19 protein-coding genes, 1 tRNA gene and 1 pseudogene are annotated in these 15874 nt (G+C 70.7%); 9 read left to right on the top strand and 12 right to left on the bottom strand.

Translation table 11 applies throughout. From position 1 onward, the window contains the following. Positions 1-77: 77 nt before the first annotated feature. Positions 78-1037: a DUF6538 domain-containing protein gene (locus ACXJ1Y_RS19480; protein ID WP_463847751.1), complete on the bottom strand. Its 960-nt coding sequence runs from the start codon at positions 1035-1037 to the stop codon at positions 78-80. Between the two features lie 479 nt (positions 1038-1516). Between ACXJ1Y_RS19480 and ACXJ1Y_RS19475 the strand changes: the two genes are divergently transcribed. From ACXJ1Y_RS19475 to ACXJ1Y_RS19465, 3 genes are read left to right on the top strand one after another with little or no spacing between them, the layout of a single operon-like run. Next, positions 1517-2299 (top strand): pentapeptide repeat-containing protein, encoded by a 783-nt coding sequence (locus ACXJ1Y_RS19475; RefSeq protein WP_463847750.1) that lies wholly within the window; start codon positions 1517-1519, stop codon positions 2297-2299. 14 nt (positions 2300-2313) lie between these two features. Further along, complete coding sequence (locus ACXJ1Y_RS19470; RefSeq protein ID WP_463847749.1) at positions 2314-3768, top strand: M48 family metalloprotease; 1455 nt, start codon at positions 2314-2316, stop codon at positions 3766-3768. A gap of 22 nt (positions 3769-3790) precedes the next feature. Further along, positions 3791-4477, top strand: coding sequence for a glutathione S-transferase family protein (locus ACXJ1Y_RS19465; protein WP_463847748.1), 687 nt, complete (start codon positions 3791-3793; stop codon positions 4475-4477). 21 nt (positions 4478-4498) lie between these two features. Here ACXJ1Y_RS19465 and ACXJ1Y_RS19460 read toward each other — a convergent pair whose 3' ends face one another. The 4 genes and pseudogenes from ACXJ1Y_RS19460 to ACXJ1Y_RS19445 form a co-directional block, all read right to left on the bottom strand. After that, complete coding sequence (locus ACXJ1Y_RS19460; RefSeq protein ID WP_463847747.1) at positions 4499-4657, bottom strand: DUF2934 domain-containing protein; 159 nt, start codon at positions 4655-4657, stop codon at positions 4499-4501. A 91-nt stretch (positions 4658-4748) separates the two neighbouring features. Beyond that, positions 4749-4919 (bottom strand): DUF3606 domain-containing protein, encoded by a 171-nt coding sequence (locus tag ACXJ1Y_RS19455; RefSeq protein ID WP_463847746.1) that lies wholly within the window; start codon positions 4917-4919, stop codon positions 4749-4751. Positions 4920-5162: 243 nt separating this feature from the next. Beyond that, positions 5163-5462, bottom strand: a pseudogene (gene yidD / locus ACXJ1Y_RS19450) (membrane protein insertion efficiency factor YidD); the annotation flags it as partial. Further along, entirely contained in the window at positions 5459-5905 is a 447-nt protein-coding gene (locus tag ACXJ1Y_RS19445) for an iron-sulfur cluster assembly scaffold protein (RefSeq protein WP_463847745.1), read from the bottom strand. The gene ACXJ1Y_RS19445 and the pseudogene yidD, both read right to left, overlap by 4 nt. Before the next feature lie 358 nt (positions 5906-6263). Here ACXJ1Y_RS19445 and folE point away from each other — a divergent pair, with 358 nt between their 5' ends. The 3 genes from folE (at position 6264) to ACXJ1Y_RS19430 (ending at position 8465) form a co-directional block, all read left to right on the top strand. Further along, positions 6264-6941, top strand: coding sequence for a GTP cyclohydrolase I FolE (gene folE, locus ACXJ1Y_RS19440; protein WP_495885047.1), 678 nt, complete (start codon positions 6264-6266; stop codon positions 6939-6941). 22 nt (positions 6942-6963) lie between these two features. Then, positions 6964-7407 carry a phosphoribosyl-AMP cyclohydrolase gene (hisI, locus tag ACXJ1Y_RS19435; RefSeq protein WP_463847743.1) on the top strand — a complete coding sequence of 148 codons (444 nt, stop codon included), beginning with the start codon at positions 6964-6966 and terminating at the stop codon, positions 7405-7407. A gap of 110 nt (positions 7408-7517) precedes the next feature. Further along, a complete protein-coding gene (locus ACXJ1Y_RS19430) occupies positions 7518-8465 on the top strand; it encodes a patatin-like phospholipase family protein (RefSeq protein WP_463847742.1) in 948 nt (315 codons plus the stop codon). A gap of 72 nt (positions 8466-8537) precedes the next feature. Here the strand turns inward: ACXJ1Y_RS19430 and ACXJ1Y_RS19425 are convergent, their stop codons facing one another. The 4 genes from ACXJ1Y_RS19425 to ACXJ1Y_RS19410 form a co-directional block, all read right to left on the bottom strand. Continuing rightward, the gene (locus tag ACXJ1Y_RS19425; protein ID WP_463847741.1) at positions 8538-8825 is read right to left on the bottom strand and encodes a DUF1902 domain-containing protein; all 288 of its coding nucleotides are present in this window, start codon (positions 8823-8825) and stop codon (positions 8538-8540) included. Positions 8826-8945: 120 nt separating this feature from the next. After that, positions 8946-9020, bottom strand: a tRNA-Gly gene (locus tag ACXJ1Y_RS19420). Positions 9021-9118: 98 nt separating this feature from the next. Further along, positions 9119-9583 (bottom strand): NUDIX domain-containing protein, encoded by a 465-nt coding sequence (locus ACXJ1Y_RS19415; protein WP_463850178.1) that lies wholly within the window; start codon positions 9581-9583, stop codon positions 9119-9121. 8 nt (positions 9584-9591) lie between these two features. Then, positions 9592-10287, bottom strand: a complete 696-nt coding sequence (locus ACXJ1Y_RS19410; protein ID WP_463847740.1) for a fumarylacetoacetate hydrolase family protein — start codon at positions 10285-10287, stop codon at positions 9592-9594. A 131-nt stretch (positions 10288-10418) separates the two neighbouring features. Here ACXJ1Y_RS19410 and ACXJ1Y_RS19405 point away from each other — a divergent pair, with 131 nt between their 5' ends. Both ACXJ1Y_RS19405 and ACXJ1Y_RS19400 read left to right on the top strand, forming a co-directional pair. After that, a complete protein-coding gene (locus ACXJ1Y_RS19405) occupies positions 10419-11852 on the top strand; it encodes an FAD-binding oxidoreductase (RefSeq protein WP_463847739.1) in 1434 nt (477 codons plus the stop codon). Positions 11853-12095: 243 nt separating this feature from the next. After that, a complete protein-coding gene (locus ACXJ1Y_RS19400) occupies positions 12096-12392 on the top strand; it encodes a DUF2218 domain-containing protein (RefSeq protein WP_243958971.1) in 297 nt (98 codons plus the stop codon). 16 nt (positions 12393-12408) lie between these two features. On the opposite strand, the gene hslV is transcribed toward ACXJ1Y_RS19400, so the two are convergent. From hslV to ACXJ1Y_RS19385, 3 genes are read right to left on the bottom strand one after another with little or no spacing between them, the layout of a single operon-like run. After that, complete coding sequence (hslV, locus tag ACXJ1Y_RS19395; protein WP_463850177.1) at positions 12409-12954, bottom strand: ATP-dependent protease subunit HslV; 546 nt, start codon at positions 12952-12954, stop codon at positions 12409-12411. A gap of 20 nt (positions 12955-12974) precedes the next feature. Then, positions 12975-14144, bottom strand: coding sequence for a tRNA epoxyqueuosine(34) reductase QueG (queG, locus tag ACXJ1Y_RS19390; protein WP_463847738.1), 1170 nt, complete (start codon positions 14142-14144; stop codon positions 12975-12977). Between the two features lie 29 nt (positions 14145-14173). Beyond that, positions 14174-14866, bottom strand: coding sequence for a glutathione S-transferase family protein (locus ACXJ1Y_RS19385; RefSeq protein WP_342162638.1), 693 nt, complete (start codon positions 14864-14866; stop codon positions 14174-14176). A 203-nt stretch (positions 14867-15069) separates the two neighbouring features. Here ACXJ1Y_RS19385 and ACXJ1Y_RS19380 point away from each other — a divergent pair, with 203 nt between their 5' ends. After that, positions 15070-15873 carry an undecaprenyl-diphosphate phosphatase gene (locus tag ACXJ1Y_RS19380; RefSeq protein ID WP_463847737.1) on the top strand — a complete coding sequence of 268 codons (804 nt, stop codon included), beginning with the start codon at positions 15070-15072 and terminating at the stop codon, positions 15871-15873. Position 15874 lies beyond the last annotated feature (1 nt).

The raw sequence follows: 15874 nt of genomic DNA, 5'->3' as shown, positions 1-15874 counted from the left end.
CCCCGTAGCACCCGTCGTCTCGTTCCGCTTGCAAGCATTCGGCCGGGCCCAGTCCTGCGGGCCCGACCTTAAGCAACCTACCGCCCGCTACCTGCGCCGCCAGCGGCACCCGGTGTCGAGCCCGAGCCCGCGTCCTTGGCACCCGTGCTGTTCTGCGTACCCGAACGGCTCATGCTGCCCGTTGACGGCCCGCTCCCGGCAGCACCTGGAGTTGACCCCGAGCCCGCGTCCTTGGCCCCGGTGCTGTTCATGGTGCCCGAGCGGGTCTCCCCGGAACCTGTCGCGGTGGTGCCTTCCGCGGCGTAGGCGGCGGTACCCAGCGCCAGCGTGGCGGCAATGGCGAGCGTGATGGTCTTCATGTCGTAGCCTCCCTGTTTGAAGGCCAACCATCCGTATGGTGCGACGTTCCGACTTCTCCGTGGCGGCTCAGTGTGGGGCCGAAGGATCGCAAGACCGGCCTCATGAAAGGCTTCGGACTCAGGGTCTATCGGTGTGTTTTTAGCGCGGAGGTAGGCCCGGCACTCAGCGTCCACTATCGAGGGGTCAAACCGGGACAGCGCCTCGCGGTACTCCGCGTGCAGTTCCTCTAGCTCAAGACGGTAGACGTGGGCATGGTCCCGGCCCATCCCCCGGCGACCGTGTTGGACCTTCTCCAGAGCAGCCCACTGAGCCCGCTCCGCTGCGGTCTGAAGGTGGCGCCGCGAATCACCATCAAGCCGCTCGGCCTCATCCGCTGCGAGCAAGGTGGCGAGGAAGTCAGAGGTAATCTCCTCCGCCGCAGGCATGGCGCCAAACCGATGCGCTTGGGCCACAGGGGTCTCACCACGTTGCGCCCGTTCGGCCGCCTCGAAGTCAGCGAGACTGTCCCTCAGGGCAGCCGCGCCAGCCTTTTTGGCGACTGCCGGGACCTTCGTCCTAAGGCTCTTGATCCAAGCCGTCTTGCCCGTCCACGGGACCAGCATGAAGGGCCGCAGCGCCACCGGGATCGGCCGTCGGAAGTAGTAGGTGCTGTGGCGGTCGCGGATGAAATACGACATCAGAGCCATAGCGTTTGCATCACCGGATGTAGGACCGGCGGCTGCTAAGGTACTGATATCGTCGGAGTTTCAGGCCAATCAAGGCCTTAGAGGATGATGGTGTCCCCGGCAGGGCTCGAACCTGCGACCCCAGGTTTCATACCACCTCGGCTTTCGCCGCCGCCCGGCCGTCGGCCCAAGGCGTTCGTGGTCTGGACTATCCCTTCACCCTGGGCCTTTCGGCCTGTAGGTGCCGCCCGTCTAGTCTCTACACCTTCCCGCCGGGGCGGGCTTGGCTCGGGATCGGCAGGGCCGTGGTGCCGAGGCACCGGGCCGGAAGCTTTCCCCGACTTTGAGCGGATCCGTCGCGCGGTTTCCCAGCGCGACGCCCAATTTGAACCTCTAGGAAACCTGTGCTCTGTCCAGCTGAGCTACGGAGACAACCGCGCGTCCTTAGCATCTCCGTGGGGCGCGGCCAACACCGTCGGAGGCCGGGAACCATGGGTGTGCGGCGTCACTCGGCGCTTCTCACGCTCCTGGTGTGGCCGTGTTCCGCCCCCGCCGAGCCCGTCGCCCACCCCGATTGCCGGGCGGCCCCGGCCCGGACCGAGACCCTGGCGGGACTCGGCCCCCGGGGCGAATTGCGATTCGCCTCGGGCGGACGGGCCGTGCTCGATTCCCTCCGCTGGCCGGAGGACGACGAATCGGCGTGCGAAAGGCTCTCGGCCAGGGCCGGGCAGCGCATCCTCGTGACGCCGCGCGGCCTGCCGAACCGCTGGGGCCGGGAGCGCGTCGGCGCCGAAGCCCTCGACGACGACGCCGACCTCGCCGGAGACCTCGTGGCGGCGGGCCTCGCCGCCGTCGATCCCGGCGAGGCGGACGCCCTCTGCCGCCCCGCCCTCCGCCTTGTGGAGGAGGCCGCCCGGCGGCGCCGGCTCGGCCTGTGGCGCGAAGCCTCCCCCGATGCGCAGGACGGCCCCGCCCTCCGGCGGTTGGCCGGGCGCTTCGCCGTGATCGAGGGCATCGTCCGCCATGTCGGCGAGCGCGGCACGCGCACCTATCTCGACTTCGTCCCTCGGGGCGGCGACGGCTTGACCGTCACGGTAACGAAACGCACTTGGCGAACGATGGCCGCCCATGGTTTGACTGCCGACTCGCTGCACGGCACACGCGTGCGGGTCCGTGGCGTCATCGAGATCGGGCGCGGCCCCGTCATCGCGGCCGCGACGCCCGATGCGATCGAGGTGCTGCACGGGCAGGACGATTCTGGGATGCGGCGCTGAGCGCGATGGACGTGATGCGGGGGTTGGTCGGTTTCCGGCGGGCGGCCTGTCTCGGCCTCGCCGCCCTGGCTCTGGGCGCCTGCGTGGCGGACCAGACCGGTTCCGTGAGCACGCCCACCGCCGTGCGCGTGCCGGCCGGGGCGCCCAAGGTGACGGGCCGCGAGCGCGCGACCGATGCCGACCACCAGAAGCTCGTCGCCTCCTTCGGCGGCGAGGTGAAGGCCCCCGCCGTCACGCGCCTGCTGACCGAAGTCACCGACCGCCTCGTGAAGGCGAGCGACCGGCCGGACCAGAGCTACGCCGTCACCCTGCTGGATTCGCCCGTCGTCAACGCCTTCGCCCTGCCGAACGGGCGGCTCTACGTCACGCGCGGGCTCGTGGCGCTCGCCAACGACACGTCCGAGGTCGCGGCGGTGCTGGCGCATGAGATCGCTCACGTCACCCTCAACCACGCCACCGCCCGCAGCGAGCTGGAACTGCGCTCCGCCCTGGTGAGCAAGGTGGTGGCGGACGTGCTGAACGACCCCGACACGGGGGCGCAGCTCAAGAGCCAGTCGCGCTTCGCCCTCGCCCGCTTCTCCCGCGAGCAGGAACTGGAGGCCGACGCCGCCGGGGTGAAGACCCTCGCGACGGCGGGCTACGACCCCTTCGCGGCGGCGCGGTTCCTCACGGCGCTCAACCGCACCGTCCAGTTGAAGCAGGGCGGCGGCACGGCGGGCGAGCCCGACATGCTCGCCACCCATCCCGGCACGACCGAGCGCGTGAACCTCGCCATCCGCGCCGCCCGCAAGATCGGCGCGCCGGGCATCGGCACCGACGACCGCAGCCGCTACCTCACCGCCATCGACGGGCTGGCCTACGGCGACAGCCCCCGCGACGGCGTGGTGCGCAGCGGGCGCTTCATCCATTCCGGCCTCGGCATCGCCTTCGCGGTGCCGGAGGGGTTCAGCCTGGAGAACACCCGCTCGGCGGTGCTCGGCACCACGGCGGACGGCAACCGCCGCCTCCTGTTCGACCAGATCGAGACCAAGGAGGGCCAGGGCCTCGACGCGATGCTCAAGGCGACCTGGAACGACAGCCTCGACCCCGCCGGCTCGGAGAGCCGGGAGGTCAACGGCAACCCGGCCGCCTTCGCCCTGTCGCGGGGCAAGGACTGGACGTTCCGCCTCGCCGCGATCTGCCTCGGCGGCGCGACCTACCGGATGATCATGGCGGCCAAGGGCAGCGCCGACCCGGAGGCCGCCTTCCAGCGCTGGGTGTCGAGCCTCGCCGAGGTCCCGCCGGAGGAGGTCGCGGCCCTGCGCCCGACCCATCTGCAGATCGTCCAGGCGGGGGGCGCCAATGCGGAGGAGCTTGCCCGGCGCATGGTCGTGTCCGACCGCGCCCTCGACCGGTTCCTCGTCCTGAACGGCCTGGAGCGCGGGGCGGCCCTCGTGCCAGGCCGCAGCTACAAGATCGTCACCGAATAGGCGTCAGCCCCGGAGAGCGCGCGTGATCCGCTTCTATTACAACCTCTCGCCCAATCCGATGAAGGTCGCCCTCTGCCTGGAGGAGCTGGGCCTCCCCTACGAGCCGGTGCCGGTGGACACCCGCAAGGGCGACCAGTTCGACGCCGCCTACGCGGCGGTCAACCCGAACGCCAAGGTGCCGGCGATCGTGGACGGGGAGACGACGGTGTTCGATTCGAACGCCATCCTCCTCTACCTCGCCGAGAAGACGGGCCAGTTCCTGCCGCCGCAGAACGGCGCGGCGCGGGGCGAGATGCTGTCCTGGCTGATGTTCGTGGCCACCGGCATCGGGCCGTTCTCCGGCCAGTGCGTCCACTTCCGGCATTTCGCGCCGAAGGACGCGGGCGCCTACGCCCTGGACCGCTACGTCTACGAGGCACGCCGCCACTGGGACGTGCTCGACACGCATCTCGAAGGCCGGTCCTTCATGGTGGGCGACGCCTACTCGATCGTCGACATGGCGGCCTGGGGCTGGGCGCGGATGGTGCCGTTCGTGCTCGGCGAGGATGCGTTCGCCGGCCTGCCCAACGTCAAGCGGCTGCTCGACACGATCAACGCCCGCCCGGCGGCCCAGCGCGCCGAGGCGCTGAAGGGCCGCCACGCCTTCAAGGCCGAGATGGACGACGAGGCGCGGGCGAACATGTTCCGCTTCATCAAGCCGGCCGCCTGAGGCCGAGGCCGGCGGGGCGTCCTAGGCCCCGCCGCCGCCCCGCTTGTCCTTGCTGCGCCCCCGCTCTGCGCGCAACTCGCGCTCGGCGATCAGCCAGAACTCGATTTCGAGGCCTTCGGGCCGGTGGTTGCGCTCCCACAATTCGTAGGCGCGCTCCCGGATCTGATCGAAGGTGATCACGTCCCGGCCGGGGGCATCCCCGCCTGCATTCCGTTCTGAGGTCATCGCGCCCTACCGAACCGGTGCCACGCGCCGCGCCATCGGCGCGTCCTCAGGATCCGGGCCGGTGCAGGTAGGCGGTGATGCTGGTGACGCGGGTGCCCACCATCGTCACCGCCTTGCGCAGGCGCTCCTCGCTCCCGCCGAAATGCTGGGCCCAGACGGCCCGGCTGGCGCGGTCGAAGATGTCGATATGGCTCTTGCCCTCGGTTCCCATCGTCATGGCGCCCGATCCCGATCTCTGGAGGTGCCCGGCCGCGCCGGGCTCTTTCCGGGTCAACCGGAGGCCGCAGATTAGGTTTCACGGGCACGCGTGGAACGGGCCCGGCTGTCACTCCCAGCGGAAGGGCGGGGCGCGGAAGGGGAAGTCCACCAGCGGAGGGGTCTCCGCCCGCGATTCGGCGGGAGGCGTGGGTGGCGGCAGGGGCGCCGGCTCCTCGACCTCCTCGCAGACGAGCAACGACCCCTCCGGCAGGGGCGGAGCCTCGACACCGCGCCAGCGTCCGTAGGACCAGGGCCGGTACCACGCCGCGTTCTCCGGCAGGCGGCCGGGCACGAGGTCGATGCCATGGGTGCCGAACGGACCGCAGCGGCAGAAGCGGGCGAAGCCCATCCACGCCCCCGGCCAGACGCCGTAGGTGGCGATGGCTTGGTCCGCGTAGGCGGAACAGCTCGGCCAGTGGCGGCACTGGCGTCCGACCAGGGACGACAGGCTGAGCTGATAGGTGCGCAGCGCCAGCCGCGCGGCCTGCTGCGGCAGGCTCACGCCGCCGCCCTCCGCCTGGCCTCGATCTGGTCGAGGGCATCCACCACCGCGTCGAAGGTCAGGAGCGTCGAGGCGTGCCGCGCCTTGAAGTCCCGCACCGGTTCCAGCACCGCGAAATCGGCGAAGGGACCGTCCGGCGGCGGGGCGCCCTCCTTCAGCATCGCCCGCACGGCCTCGCGCAGGCCTCGCAGGTCCCCCGCCGAGGTGCCGACCACATGCCGGCCCATCAGCGACGAGGAGGCCTGGCCCAGCGCGCAGGCTTTGACATCCTGCGCGAAATCCGTCACCCGGCCGTCCTCGCCGAGGGTCACGTCGACGGTGACGGTCGAGCCGCAGAGCCGGGAATGGGCGGTGGCGCTCGCATCGGGCGCGTCGAGCCGGCCGAGCCTCGGGATGTCGGCGGCGAGTTCCAGGATGCGTCGGTTGTATATATCGTCCAGCATTAAAGCCTCAGTTGAGCAAGCATAAGGGCAGCTAGACCGCCTGCGCAGCCGGCGTCGGATTGCGCGTTTGCTCAGGAGGCACGATATAGGCGATGTGCCGCTGCTTCGCGAGGAGGCGGCCGGTCGACCGAGGTCGCGCCCAAGGCCGAGGTCGGGCTCATCCGCCCAATTCCATCCGGGGCACCGGCCCGTGCGCCAGCTACGGGCGCGGGTCCCACACCAGAGCCCGAGCCCGATCCGCATGTACGCCAAGCCCGACAGCACCACGATGAAGACCCGTGTGGCGCGGGCCGGAGATGCCATGGATGCCGCCCTCAAGTCCCTTTCCTACAGTGTCGATGGTCAGTCCCTGAACGGCATGCGCAACGATAATCGGCCGTTTCGCGACGGCACCGCCGCCGTGACTGAGATCGCGCCGGAGCCGGCCTCCGCGACCCGCGTCCCCGAGGGCCTCGCCCTGGGCCGTCCGAGCCGCGAGGAGGCCGAGGCCGCCGTGCGCACCCTGCTGCGCTGGGCCGGCGACGACCCGACCCGCGAGGGCCTGATCGAGACCCCCGCCCGCGTGGCCAAGGCCTACGAGCAGCTGTTCTCCGGCTACAGCTTGAATGCCGATTCGCTGCTGGAGCGGGTGTTCGAGGAGGTCGAGGGCTATTCCGACATCGTCCTCGTGCGGGACATCCCGTTCCACTCCCATTGCGAGCACCACATGGTGCCGTTCATGGGGCTGGCGCATATCGCCTATTACCCGTCCAAGGGCGTGGTCGGCCTCTCGAAGCTCGCCCGCGTGGTCGATGCCTTCGCCAAGCGCCTGCAGACGCAGGAGACGATGACGGCGCAGATCGCGGACGTGATCGAGAGCATCCTCAAGCCGCGCGGCGTCGCCGTGATGCTGGAGGCCGAGCACCTGTGCATGGCCATGCGCGGCGTGCAGAAGGCCGGCGTCTCGACCCTCACCACCCAGTTCCGCGGCGTGTTCAAGAATGCGCCCGACGAGCAGGTCCGCTTCCTGACCCTCGTCCGCGGCGGAGCCAAATAAGCCCTCACGCTTTTTGACCGCCATGCCCGAAACCGCCCCGTCGCCCGCGTCCCGCATCGTCTTCCCCGAACCCGGCAGCAAGGCCGAGGTCGAGGAGGGCGACCTCTTCATGCCCCGCTTCGACCGGGACGGCCTCGTGACCTGCGTCACGGTCGATGCCGGCGACGGGCGGGTGCTGATGGTCGCGCACATGAACGCCGAGTCCCTGGCGCGGACGGTCGAGACCGGCGAGGCGTGGTACTGGTCGCGCTCCCGCGGCGAGTTGTGGCGCAAGGGGGCCACGAGCGGCCAGACCCAGCGCGTCCTGGAGATGCGCACCGATTGCGATCAGGACGCCGTGCTGATCACCGTCGCGGTCGGCGGCGATGGCGGCTGCTGCCACACGGGCCGCCGCGCCTGCTTCTACCGCACCGTCGCCCTCGACCGGGAGACCGGACAGGTGCGGCTGCGGCTCGCCGGGGAATGACCCACCGGCCCGAGCGGCGCGAGCCTCTTCCTCGCCCTCTCCCCGTTCCGACCCGCAGCGCCGAGGCGCCCCGGCGCCCCGCCGCGTGGGCCAAGTCCGGGGCCAAGCCCGTGGCCAAGCCCGTCTTCCCGCCCGGCGCCGTCGAGCCGGTGCGCGCCGCCGAGACCGGTCCGCGCCTCGGCCTTGCGCTCGGCGGCGGCTCGGCCCGGGGCTGGGCGCATATCGGCGTCATCCGCGCCCTGGAGGAGGCGGGCCTCGCGCCCACCGTCGTCGCCGGCTGCTCCATCGGCGCCGTGGTCGGCGCCTGCTACGCGGCGGGGCGGCTCGACCGGCTCGAATCCTTCGCCCGCTCCCTGACGCGGGGCCGCGTCGTGCGCCTCGTGGACCCGCGCCTGCCGGGCTCCGGCCTCATCGCGGGCAACCGCCTGCGGCGGCGCCTTCTGACGGATCTCGGCGACAGCCGGATCGAGACCCTGCGGATCGCTTTCGGCTGCGTCGCCACGGAGTTCGGCACCGGCGCGGAGGTCGCCCTCACCGAGGGGCCGCTGGTCGAGGCGGTGCGGGCTTCCTACGCGATTCCAGGCCTGTTCCCCCCGGTGGACATCGCCGGGCGGTTCTTCATGGACGGCACCCTCGTCAACCCGGTGCCCGTGGCGCTGGCGCGGGCCCTGGGGGCGGACGTCGTCGTCTGCGTGAACCTCAACGGCGACACGGGCGGGCCGGTGGTCCGCGAGGTGACGGCACCCACGCCGCGCCGGGGCCTGCTACACGCCGTGCGCGGACGCCTGCCGGGCTTTGCCCGCACGCCGCCGGAGGCCGCGCCGCTGCCGGGCATCGCCAGCGTCGTCCTCGACGCCTTCAACATCACGCAGGACCGCATCTCCCGCGCCCGCCTGGAGCGCGACCCGCCGGACGTGGCCATCGGCCCGGACGTGGCGGCCTTCGGCCTGTTCGACTTCCACCGCGCCGCCGACGGCATCGCCCTCGGCTACCACGCGGCCCGCACCGCCCTCCCCCGCATCCGCGCGGCGCTGGACGGGGCCGCCGCGCGGGTGTGAGGGGCCACCGCCCCTCAGACTGCCTTCGGCAGACACGAGCGCCGGATAGAGGTTGCCGCCCACGGGCGCGCTTCAGCAGGCAGAGGCCAGTTTGGCGTGGACGAGGTGCGCGATGCGCACCGGAATGCCACGCCCCGCCGGGACATCGGACTCGAGGTGGTTGGCCGCCACGAGATCGGGCACGAGATCGGTGATGATCTCCACCAGTTCGTCGAACGTCGCTGCCTCGGCGTTCAGACCCGGGATCGCTGACTCGGAAACGTACCAGACGCCGAAGTCGAGGTTCCTGGCGATCTTGACCTCGAAATCCATCCGGGTCGCGGCCGCTGCACTGCCATCGGGATCGTCGAGCCTTGCCATGGCGCGGACGTTCTGACCGTCCCCCGGCCACTGCAAGCAAGGCACGGTTGAAGACACCCAGAAACGACGAAGCCGCCCGAAGGCGGCTTATCGTTAGTCCGGTCGTATGGTTGGGAAAACTGGAGCGGGCGAAGGGATTCGAACCCTCGACCCCAACCTTGGCAAGGTTGTGCTCTACCCCTGAGCTACACCCGCTCACTGTGCTGTTGGCCGCCCCGGAAGTCCGTGCCGGCGGCCCCCGGCGGCGCTCTCTAAACACCATTCCGACGGGCGACGCAAGCCCGTTTTCCACCTCACCATCGCAAAGCTGGAGAAAGGCCCTCCCGGAACTCCCGCAGGCGGGCCAGGGTGCCCCGGCTCGTGCCCTCGGGCAGGGCGTCGGCGGAGAAAAAGCCGCCCTCGGCGATCTCCCGATCCGGCGCCTTCGGGCGCAGCACGGTGAAGGCCGGCGCCTCGTAGAGCGCGACGTGATCCAGGGCGGAGCCCGCGTTGTTGTGGAACAGCCCGAGGAGCCGCAGCGGCCCCTCGGTGCGGAGTTCCCCCTCCTCGCGGAATTCCCGCACCATCGCCTCTTCGGCGGTCTCGCCGCGCTCGACGCCGCCGCCCGGCAGGTGCCAGCCGCTGAGATAGGTGTGGCGCACGAGAAACACGCGCCCCTCCCCGTCCCGCGCGATCCCGCGCACGCCGAGGGTGACGCCCCGCGTGGCGAGGGCGCCGAAGAAGAACAGCCGGCGGAGGGCCGGGCGGTCGAGGATCAGCCGCTTCGTCACACGACGTCCAGGGTGATCGCGCCCAGGCCCTCGACGGCCGCCAGCATGCGCTGCCCGCGCTCCACCGGGCCGACGCCGGAGGGCGTGCCGGTGAAGATCAGGTCGCCGGGCTGAAGGGCGAAGTAGCTCGACAGGTACGCGATCTGCTCGGCAACGGACCAGATCAGATCGCCGAGGTCGCCCTTCTGCTTCACCGTGCCATCGACGGAGAGGGTGATCGCGCCCCTGGTCGGGTGCCCGATCAGGGAGACCGGATGGAGCGCGCCGATGGGCGCGGAGGAATCGGCCGCCTTGCCCGTGTCCCAGGGGCGGGACATCTTCTTAGCCTCGTCCTGCAAGTCGCGGCGGGTCATGTCGAGGCCGACCGCGTAGCCGTAGACGAGATCGAGGGCCGCCTCGACCGGGATGTCGGTGCCGCCCCCAGAGAGCGCGGCCACCATCTCCACCTCGAAATGGTAGTTGCTGGTCTTGGACGGGTAGGGATGCGGGGCCGGCTCCGCGCCGACCACCTGCAGGGCGTCGGACGGCTTCATGAAGAAGAACGGCGGCTCGCGATCCGGGTCGGCGCCCATCTCGCGGGCATGGGCGGCGTAGTTGCGACCGACGCAATAGACCCGCCGTACCGGGAAGAAATCCTGGCTGCCGACGATGGGCAGGGTGGTCCGGGGCGGATTCTGGATGACGGAGAGCATCGGGATCCTCAGGTCTTCGCGTCGCCTGCGGCAGGAAGGCTGCCGGGCGCGAGCCTCGTTGTAAGCCATCCGCCACGGGCCGCCATCCGGCCGGGCTTGCTGAGCGGGCCGTGGAGCGCAAAATTCATGCGATGTCCGAGCCCGCCCCCTCCCCTCTCCTCGACGCCCTGCGCGGTGCCCTCGGCGACCGCCACGTCCTGACCGATCCCGACCTGCTGGCGCCCTATCTCAGCGAGCGGCGCGGCCTCTTCCACGGCACGACGCCCGCCGTGCTCCGGCCGGGCTCGACGGAGGAGGTCGCGGCCTCCGTGCGCCTCTGCGACGGGGCGGGGGTGCCCGTCGTGGCGCTCGGCGGCAATACCGGCCTCACCGGCGGGGGCGTGCCGCAGGGCGGCGTGGTGATCTCCCTGGAACGGCTGACGGCCGTGCGGGCGGTCGATCCCATCGGCGCGACGCTCATCGTGGAGGCCGGCGCGATCCTCGAGACCGTGCAGGCGGCGGCCGACGCGGCGGGGATGCTGTTCCCCCTCACCTACGCCTCGCGCGGCTCGGCGCGGATCGGCGGGGGCATCGCCACCAATGCGGGCGGGCTCAACGTGCTGGCCTACGGCAATGCCCGCGAACTGACCCTCGGCCTCGAAGTCGTGCTGGCGGACGGGCGGATCTGGAACGGGCTGAAGGCCCTGCGCAAGGACAACGCGGGCTACGACCTGAAGCAGCTCTTCATCGGCTCGGAGGGCACCCTCGGCATCGTCACCGCCGTCGCCCTGCGGCTGTTCCCGAAGCCGCGCTCCACGGGGGTCGCCTTCGTGGGCCTCGATTCGGCGCAGGCCGCCCTCGACCTGTTCGTGTTCCTGCGCGACCGGGCCGACCGCGACCTCACCGCCTTCGAATACCTGCCGCCCTTCGCCCTCGACCTCGCCCTGCGGCACGGGAAGGGCACGGTGCGCCCGCTCTCCGGGGATCACGGCGCCTACGCCCTCGTCGAGTTCTCGTCCTGCCGGCCGGGCTCCGAGGCGCGGCAGGACCTCGAATCGGCCCTCGGCGCGGCCTTGGAGGCGGGGATGATCGGCGATGCCGCCATCGCGTGGGGCGGGGTGCAGGCGAACGCCCTGTGGGACCTGCGCGAGGCCGTGCCGGAGGCCCAGACCCGCGAGGGCGGCTCGATCAAGCACGACGTGTCGGTGCCCCTCGCCCGCCTGCCCGAGTTCCTGGAACGGGCCGACGCCGCCTGCATCGCCGCCATGCCGGGCCTGCGCCCCTGCGGCTTCGGCCATTTCGGCGACGGCAACATCCACTTCAACCTGAGCCAGCCGGTGGGCATGGACAAGGCCGCGTTCCTCGACCACTGGACCCGCTTCAACCGGATCGTTCACGACATCGTGCACGAACTCGGCGGCTCCATCGCGGCCGAGCACGGAGTCGGGCTCATCAAGCGCGACGAACTCGCCCGCTACGCCCCGCCCGTCGCCCTGGACCTGATGCGGGACATCAAGGCGGCCCTCGATCCGAAGGGCCTGCTGAACCCCGGCAAGGTCGTGCCGCCGGCGGACGCGACTGCGTAGAACGGGTCGACTTTTGTGCGCCGCGCCATAATTCGGCTCCCCTGACGGCAGAGAACCGGGACGCGGCGGACACACCCGCCGCAATCGAACCTTGGCGTTAACCTGCTGCTAAGGCGTCGATTGGACCTTCTGGTGAGGACGCGGCCACGATCCACGGGAAAAGGCCCGCCCCTTGCTTCTCGCCGTCGGGCGTTTCGCAGTTGCGAGACAAACCGTCGAGCGCCACCGATCCGGAGTCATCCGATGCCCTCTTCACTGGCCCGCGTGCAGACCACCGAAGCTAGCCGCTACCTGCAGCAGCTCTGCCGCCACTGGAGCCACAAGTTCGACGTCGAGGCCACCGCCGACCAGGGCAAGGTGCCCTTCGGCGCGGACCGCGTCTGCACCCTGAACGCCGAGCCCGACGCCCTCGTGATGCGCATCGAGAGCGCCGACCCGGTGAACCTCACCCGCCTGGAGAACGTGGTCTCGGACCATCTCCTGCGCTTTGCCTTCCGCGAAGGGCTCGGCGACATCCGCTGGTCGCGCGCCGTCGCCTGAACCGTCCGGCGCGGGGCTACCGCGTCGCCTCGTCCAGCGCCTCGATGACGAGGTTGCCGTTGGTGTAGACGCAGATCTCCGCCGCGATGCCCATCGCCTTGCGGACGATCGCCTCGGCATCCAGCGCGCTGTCCTCGAGCGCCCGCGCGGCGGCGAGGGCATAATTGCCGCCAGAGCCGATCGCCATCACGCCGCTCTCCGGCTCCAGCACGTCGCCGGAGCCCGACAGCAGCAGGCTGACCTCGCGGTCGGCCACCAGCATCATCGCCTCCAGGCGGCGCAGGTAGCGGTCGGTCCGCCAATCCTTCGTCAGCTCCACGCAGGCGCGGGTGAGCTGGCCGGGATACTGCTCCAGCTTGGCTTCCAGCCGCTCGAACAGGGTGAAGGCGTCGGCCGTCGCCCCGGCGAAGCCGCCGATCACCGCCCCCTTGGCGAGCTTGCGCACCTTGCGGGCATTGCCCTTCACGATCGTCTGGCCGAGGCTCACCTGCCCGTCGCCGCCGATGACGACGCGACCGCCCTTCCGCACCATCAGGATCGTGGTGGCGTGCATGCTGGGCATGCCGCCCCGCTCGTCGTGGCTCACGTCTGCGCTCCTGTCTCGTGATGCGGCGCAGATGGGGAGCTTTTCCCCTCGCGTCCAGCGGTGAGGGCGAAGGCCCATTCCTCGCGGACATGCCCGTCCGCCTCGTCCGCCCCGAAGCGGCGGTGGAGGTCGCGCAGGGCGTCGGCGTCCAGCAGCCGGCCGCACGCCCAGACCGCCATGCCGCGCACCAGCGGCGAGGCGTCCGCGAGGCGCGCGACGGCACTCGGCGCGAGGCCGGGCTCGTCCGAATTGCCCACCGCGATGAGGACGTTGCGCAGGAAGCGGTCGCGCCCCGTGCGCTTCACGGGCGTTCCGGCGAAGAAGGCGCGGAAGCCGGCCTCGTCGAGGGCGGCGAGGACGCGCAGGTCCGGCGCGGCGAGGTCGTCGCGGGCGGACAGGCGCGTCTCGGCGGCCTGCTTGGCGAACTTGTTCCAGGGGCAGACCGCGAGGCAATCGTCGCAGCCGAACACCCGGTTGCCGATGGCGACGCGGAACGCGGCCGGGATCGGCCCCTGGTGCTCGATGGTGAGGTAGGAGATGCAGCGCCGCGCATCGAGGCGGTAGGGCTCGGGCAGGGCGTCGGTGGGGCAGATGTCGAGGCAGGCCCGGCAGGATCCGCACCGGTCGACGCCCGGCACGTCGGGTTCGAATTCGGCGCTGGTGTAGATCGCCCCGAGGAGGAGCCAGTTGCCGGCCTCGCGGGAGATCAGCACCGTGTGCTTGCCCTGCCAGCCGAGCCCCGCCGCCTCGGCGAGCGCCTTCTCCATCACGGGGGCGGTGTCGCAGAAGACCTTCACCCGCGCATCGGCCTTGGCCGACAGGTAGCCGCCCAGCTCCTTCAGCTTGCCCTTCAACACTTCGTGATAATCGCGCCGCTGGGCGTAGGCCGCGATGGCGCCGTGCCCGCGCCGGGCGACGAGCGCCAGGGGATCCTCCTCCGGCCGGTAGCTCATGGCGACCACGAGGATGCTGCGCACCCCCGGCCAGAGGGCGACGGGGCGGGCGCGCTGGTCCGCGCGCTCCTCCATCCAATCCATGGAGCCGTGGGCGCCCTCGGCGAGCCAGTGCGCGAGGCGTTCGGGCAGATGGGGGACGCGGTCGGGCCGGGTGATGCGCAGGCCGCAGAAGCCCAGGTGGCGGGCCCTGTCCTCGACCAGCCGGCGCAACCGTTCGCCGTGGAAGAACCGCTTGTCGCTCAGAAATCGAGATCCGCGTAATGGGCGGCCGGCGGCATGCCGGCGACCCGGTCGGCGAGGATGGCGCGGAAGGAGGGCCGCGACTTCACCCGCGCATACCAGTTGCGGGCCATCTCATCCTCTTCCCACGGCACGTCGCCGAGATAGTCGACGCAGGAGAGATGGGCGGCCGCCGCGAGGTCGGCATAGGACAGGTCGTCGCCCGCGAGCCAGCGCCGCCGGGCGATGAGATAGCCGATGTATTTCAAGTGGTAGCGCACGTTGGTGCGGGCGGCGCGGATGGCGTTCATGTCCGGCGGGCCGCCGCCCTGGCTCGTGGTCATGAAGCGCTTGGCGATCTTCTCGGCCACGAGATAGCCCGTGACCTCGCCCTCGAACTTCACGAGGAACCAGTCGAGCAGGCGGCGCACCTCGACGCGGCCGGTGGGGTCCTCCGGCAGGAGGCGGCGCCCGCTGAGGCCCAGGCCCCTGGTCTCATCGAGATATTCCGCGATGACGCCCGCGCCGGGGACGACCGTGCCCGATTGCTCCAGCAGGACGGGCGTGGTGCCGGCCGGGTTGATCAGCAGGAATTCGTCGCGCCGGTCCCAGCTGCGCTCCTCGATGAGAAGCGGTTCCAGGCCCATCTCGGCCATGACCAGCCGGACGAAGCGGGAATTCGCGCAGAAGGGGAAATGATAGAGGTTCGCCATCGAAGCCGCAGTGAGGCTCCCTCTCGCGCCGTCCGCCCCGGCGGCAGGGCCTCGATCCGAGCGTTATTGCCGGTTTCTTGCCGCCCCCTTAACACGCGCCGCCAAGCACGGTAACCGCCCGTCAACCGCGATCGGTGATGCCACCGGGCGGACAGGGGTGTGGGCGGCGCCTCGTGCGTGCGCCGGAAGGCGCGAGGACAGGCATGGATCCGATCAGCATCGGGAAGGCAATTCTGCTCGGCCTCGTGGAAGGCGCGACGGAGTTCATCCCCGTCTCGTCCACCGGCCATCAGTTGCTCGTCGGGCACTTCATCGGCTTCCACTCGCCGAACAACACCTTCGAGGTGCTGATCCAGCTCGGCGCCATCCTGGCGATCCTGGCGGTGTATTTCCGCCGGCTCCTGAACATCGCCACCGCCGCGCCGCACAACCCGCAGGCGCGCCGCTTCATCCTCGGCATCCTCATCGCCTTCCTCCCGGCGGCGATCATCGGCGGCCTCTTCTCGAAGCTGATCAAGGCCTACCTGTTCAACCCGTGGATCGTCTGCGCGACCCTGGTGGCCGGCGGCCTCGTCCTCCTCGTCATCGACGACACCGACCTGGAGGTGAAGAAGACCGACGTCTACGACTTCACCCTGCCGATGGACTTCAAGATCGGCATCTTCCAGTGCCTCGCGATGATCCCCGGCGTGTCGCGCTCGGGCGCCACCATCGTCGGCGCGATGCTGATGGGCGCGGACAAGCGTTCCGCCACCGAATTCTCGTTCTACCTCGCGATGCCGACCATGGCCGGAGCCTTCGCGAAGGACCTGTTCGACAATTACAAGAACCTGTCGAGCAACGATGTCGGGCTGATCGTGATCGGCTTCGTCGTCTCCTTCATCTCGGCCCTGTTCGTCGTGCGGGTGCTGCTCGATTACGTGTCGCGGCACGGGTTCCGGCTGTTCGCGTGGTGGCGCATCATCGTCGGCGCGCTGGGCCTCGCGGGGCTCATCATCCTGGGCTGAG

Source organism: Methylobacterium sp. TK26 (assembly GCF_055361565.1).
The sequence above is the reverse complement of the archived record's forward strand: the minus strand, read 5'-3'. Positions and strand labels throughout refer to the sequence as shown.

Coding starts and splice junctions, on each gene's coding strand:
- ACXJ1Y_RS19480 (WP_463847751.1), bottom strand. CDS start 1,037: ATGTCGTATTTCATCCGCGACCGCCACAGCACCTACTACTTCCGACGG.
- ACXJ1Y_RS19475 (WP_463847750.1), top strand. CDS start 1,517: ATGGGTGTGCGGCGTCACTCGGCGCTTCTCACGCTCCTGGTGTGGCCG.
- ACXJ1Y_RS19470 (WP_463847749.1), top strand. CDS start 2,314: ATGCGGGGGTTGGTCGGTTTCCGGCGGGCGGCCTGTCTCGGCCTCGCC.
- ACXJ1Y_RS19455 (WP_463847746.1), bottom strand. CDS start 4,919: ATGACGATGGGAACCGAGGGCAAGAGCCATATCGACATCTTCGACCGC.
- ACXJ1Y_RS19445 (WP_463847745.1), bottom strand. CDS start 5,905: ATGCTGGACGATATATACAACCGACGCATCCTGGAACTCGCCGCCGAC.
- folE (WP_495885047.1), top strand. CDS start 6,264: ATGCGCAACGATAATCGGCCGTTTCGCGACGGCACCGCCGCCGTGACT.
- hisI (WP_463847743.1), top strand. CDS start 6,964: ATGCCCGAAACCGCCCCGTCGCCCGCGTCCCGCATCGTCTTCCCCGAA.
- ACXJ1Y_RS19425 (WP_463847741.1), bottom strand. CDS start 8,825: ATGGCAAGGCTCGACGATCCCGATGGCAGTGCAGCGGCCGCGACCCGG.
- ACXJ1Y_RS19410 (WP_463847740.1), bottom strand. CDS start 10,287: ATGCTCTCCGTCATCCAGAATCCGCCCCGGACCACCCTGCCCATCGTC.
- ACXJ1Y_RS19405 (WP_463847739.1), top strand. CDS start 10,419: ATGTCCGAGCCCGCCCCCTCCCCTCTCCTCGACGCCCTGCGCGGTGCC.
- ACXJ1Y_RS19400 (WP_243958971.1), top strand. CDS start 12,096: ATGCCCTCTTCACTGGCCCGCGTGCAGACCACCGAAGCTAGCCGCTAC.
- hslV (WP_463850177.1), bottom strand. CDS start 12,954: ATGCCCAGCATGCACGCCACCACGATCCTGATGGTGCGGAAGGGCGGT.
- ACXJ1Y_RS19385 (WP_342162638.1), bottom strand. CDS start 14,866: ATGGCGAACCTCTATCATTTCCCCTTCTGCGCGAATTCCCGCTTCGTC.
- ACXJ1Y_RS19380 (WP_463847737.1), top strand. CDS start 15,070: ATGGATCCGATCAGCATCGGGAAGGCAATTCTGCTCGGCCTCGTGGAA.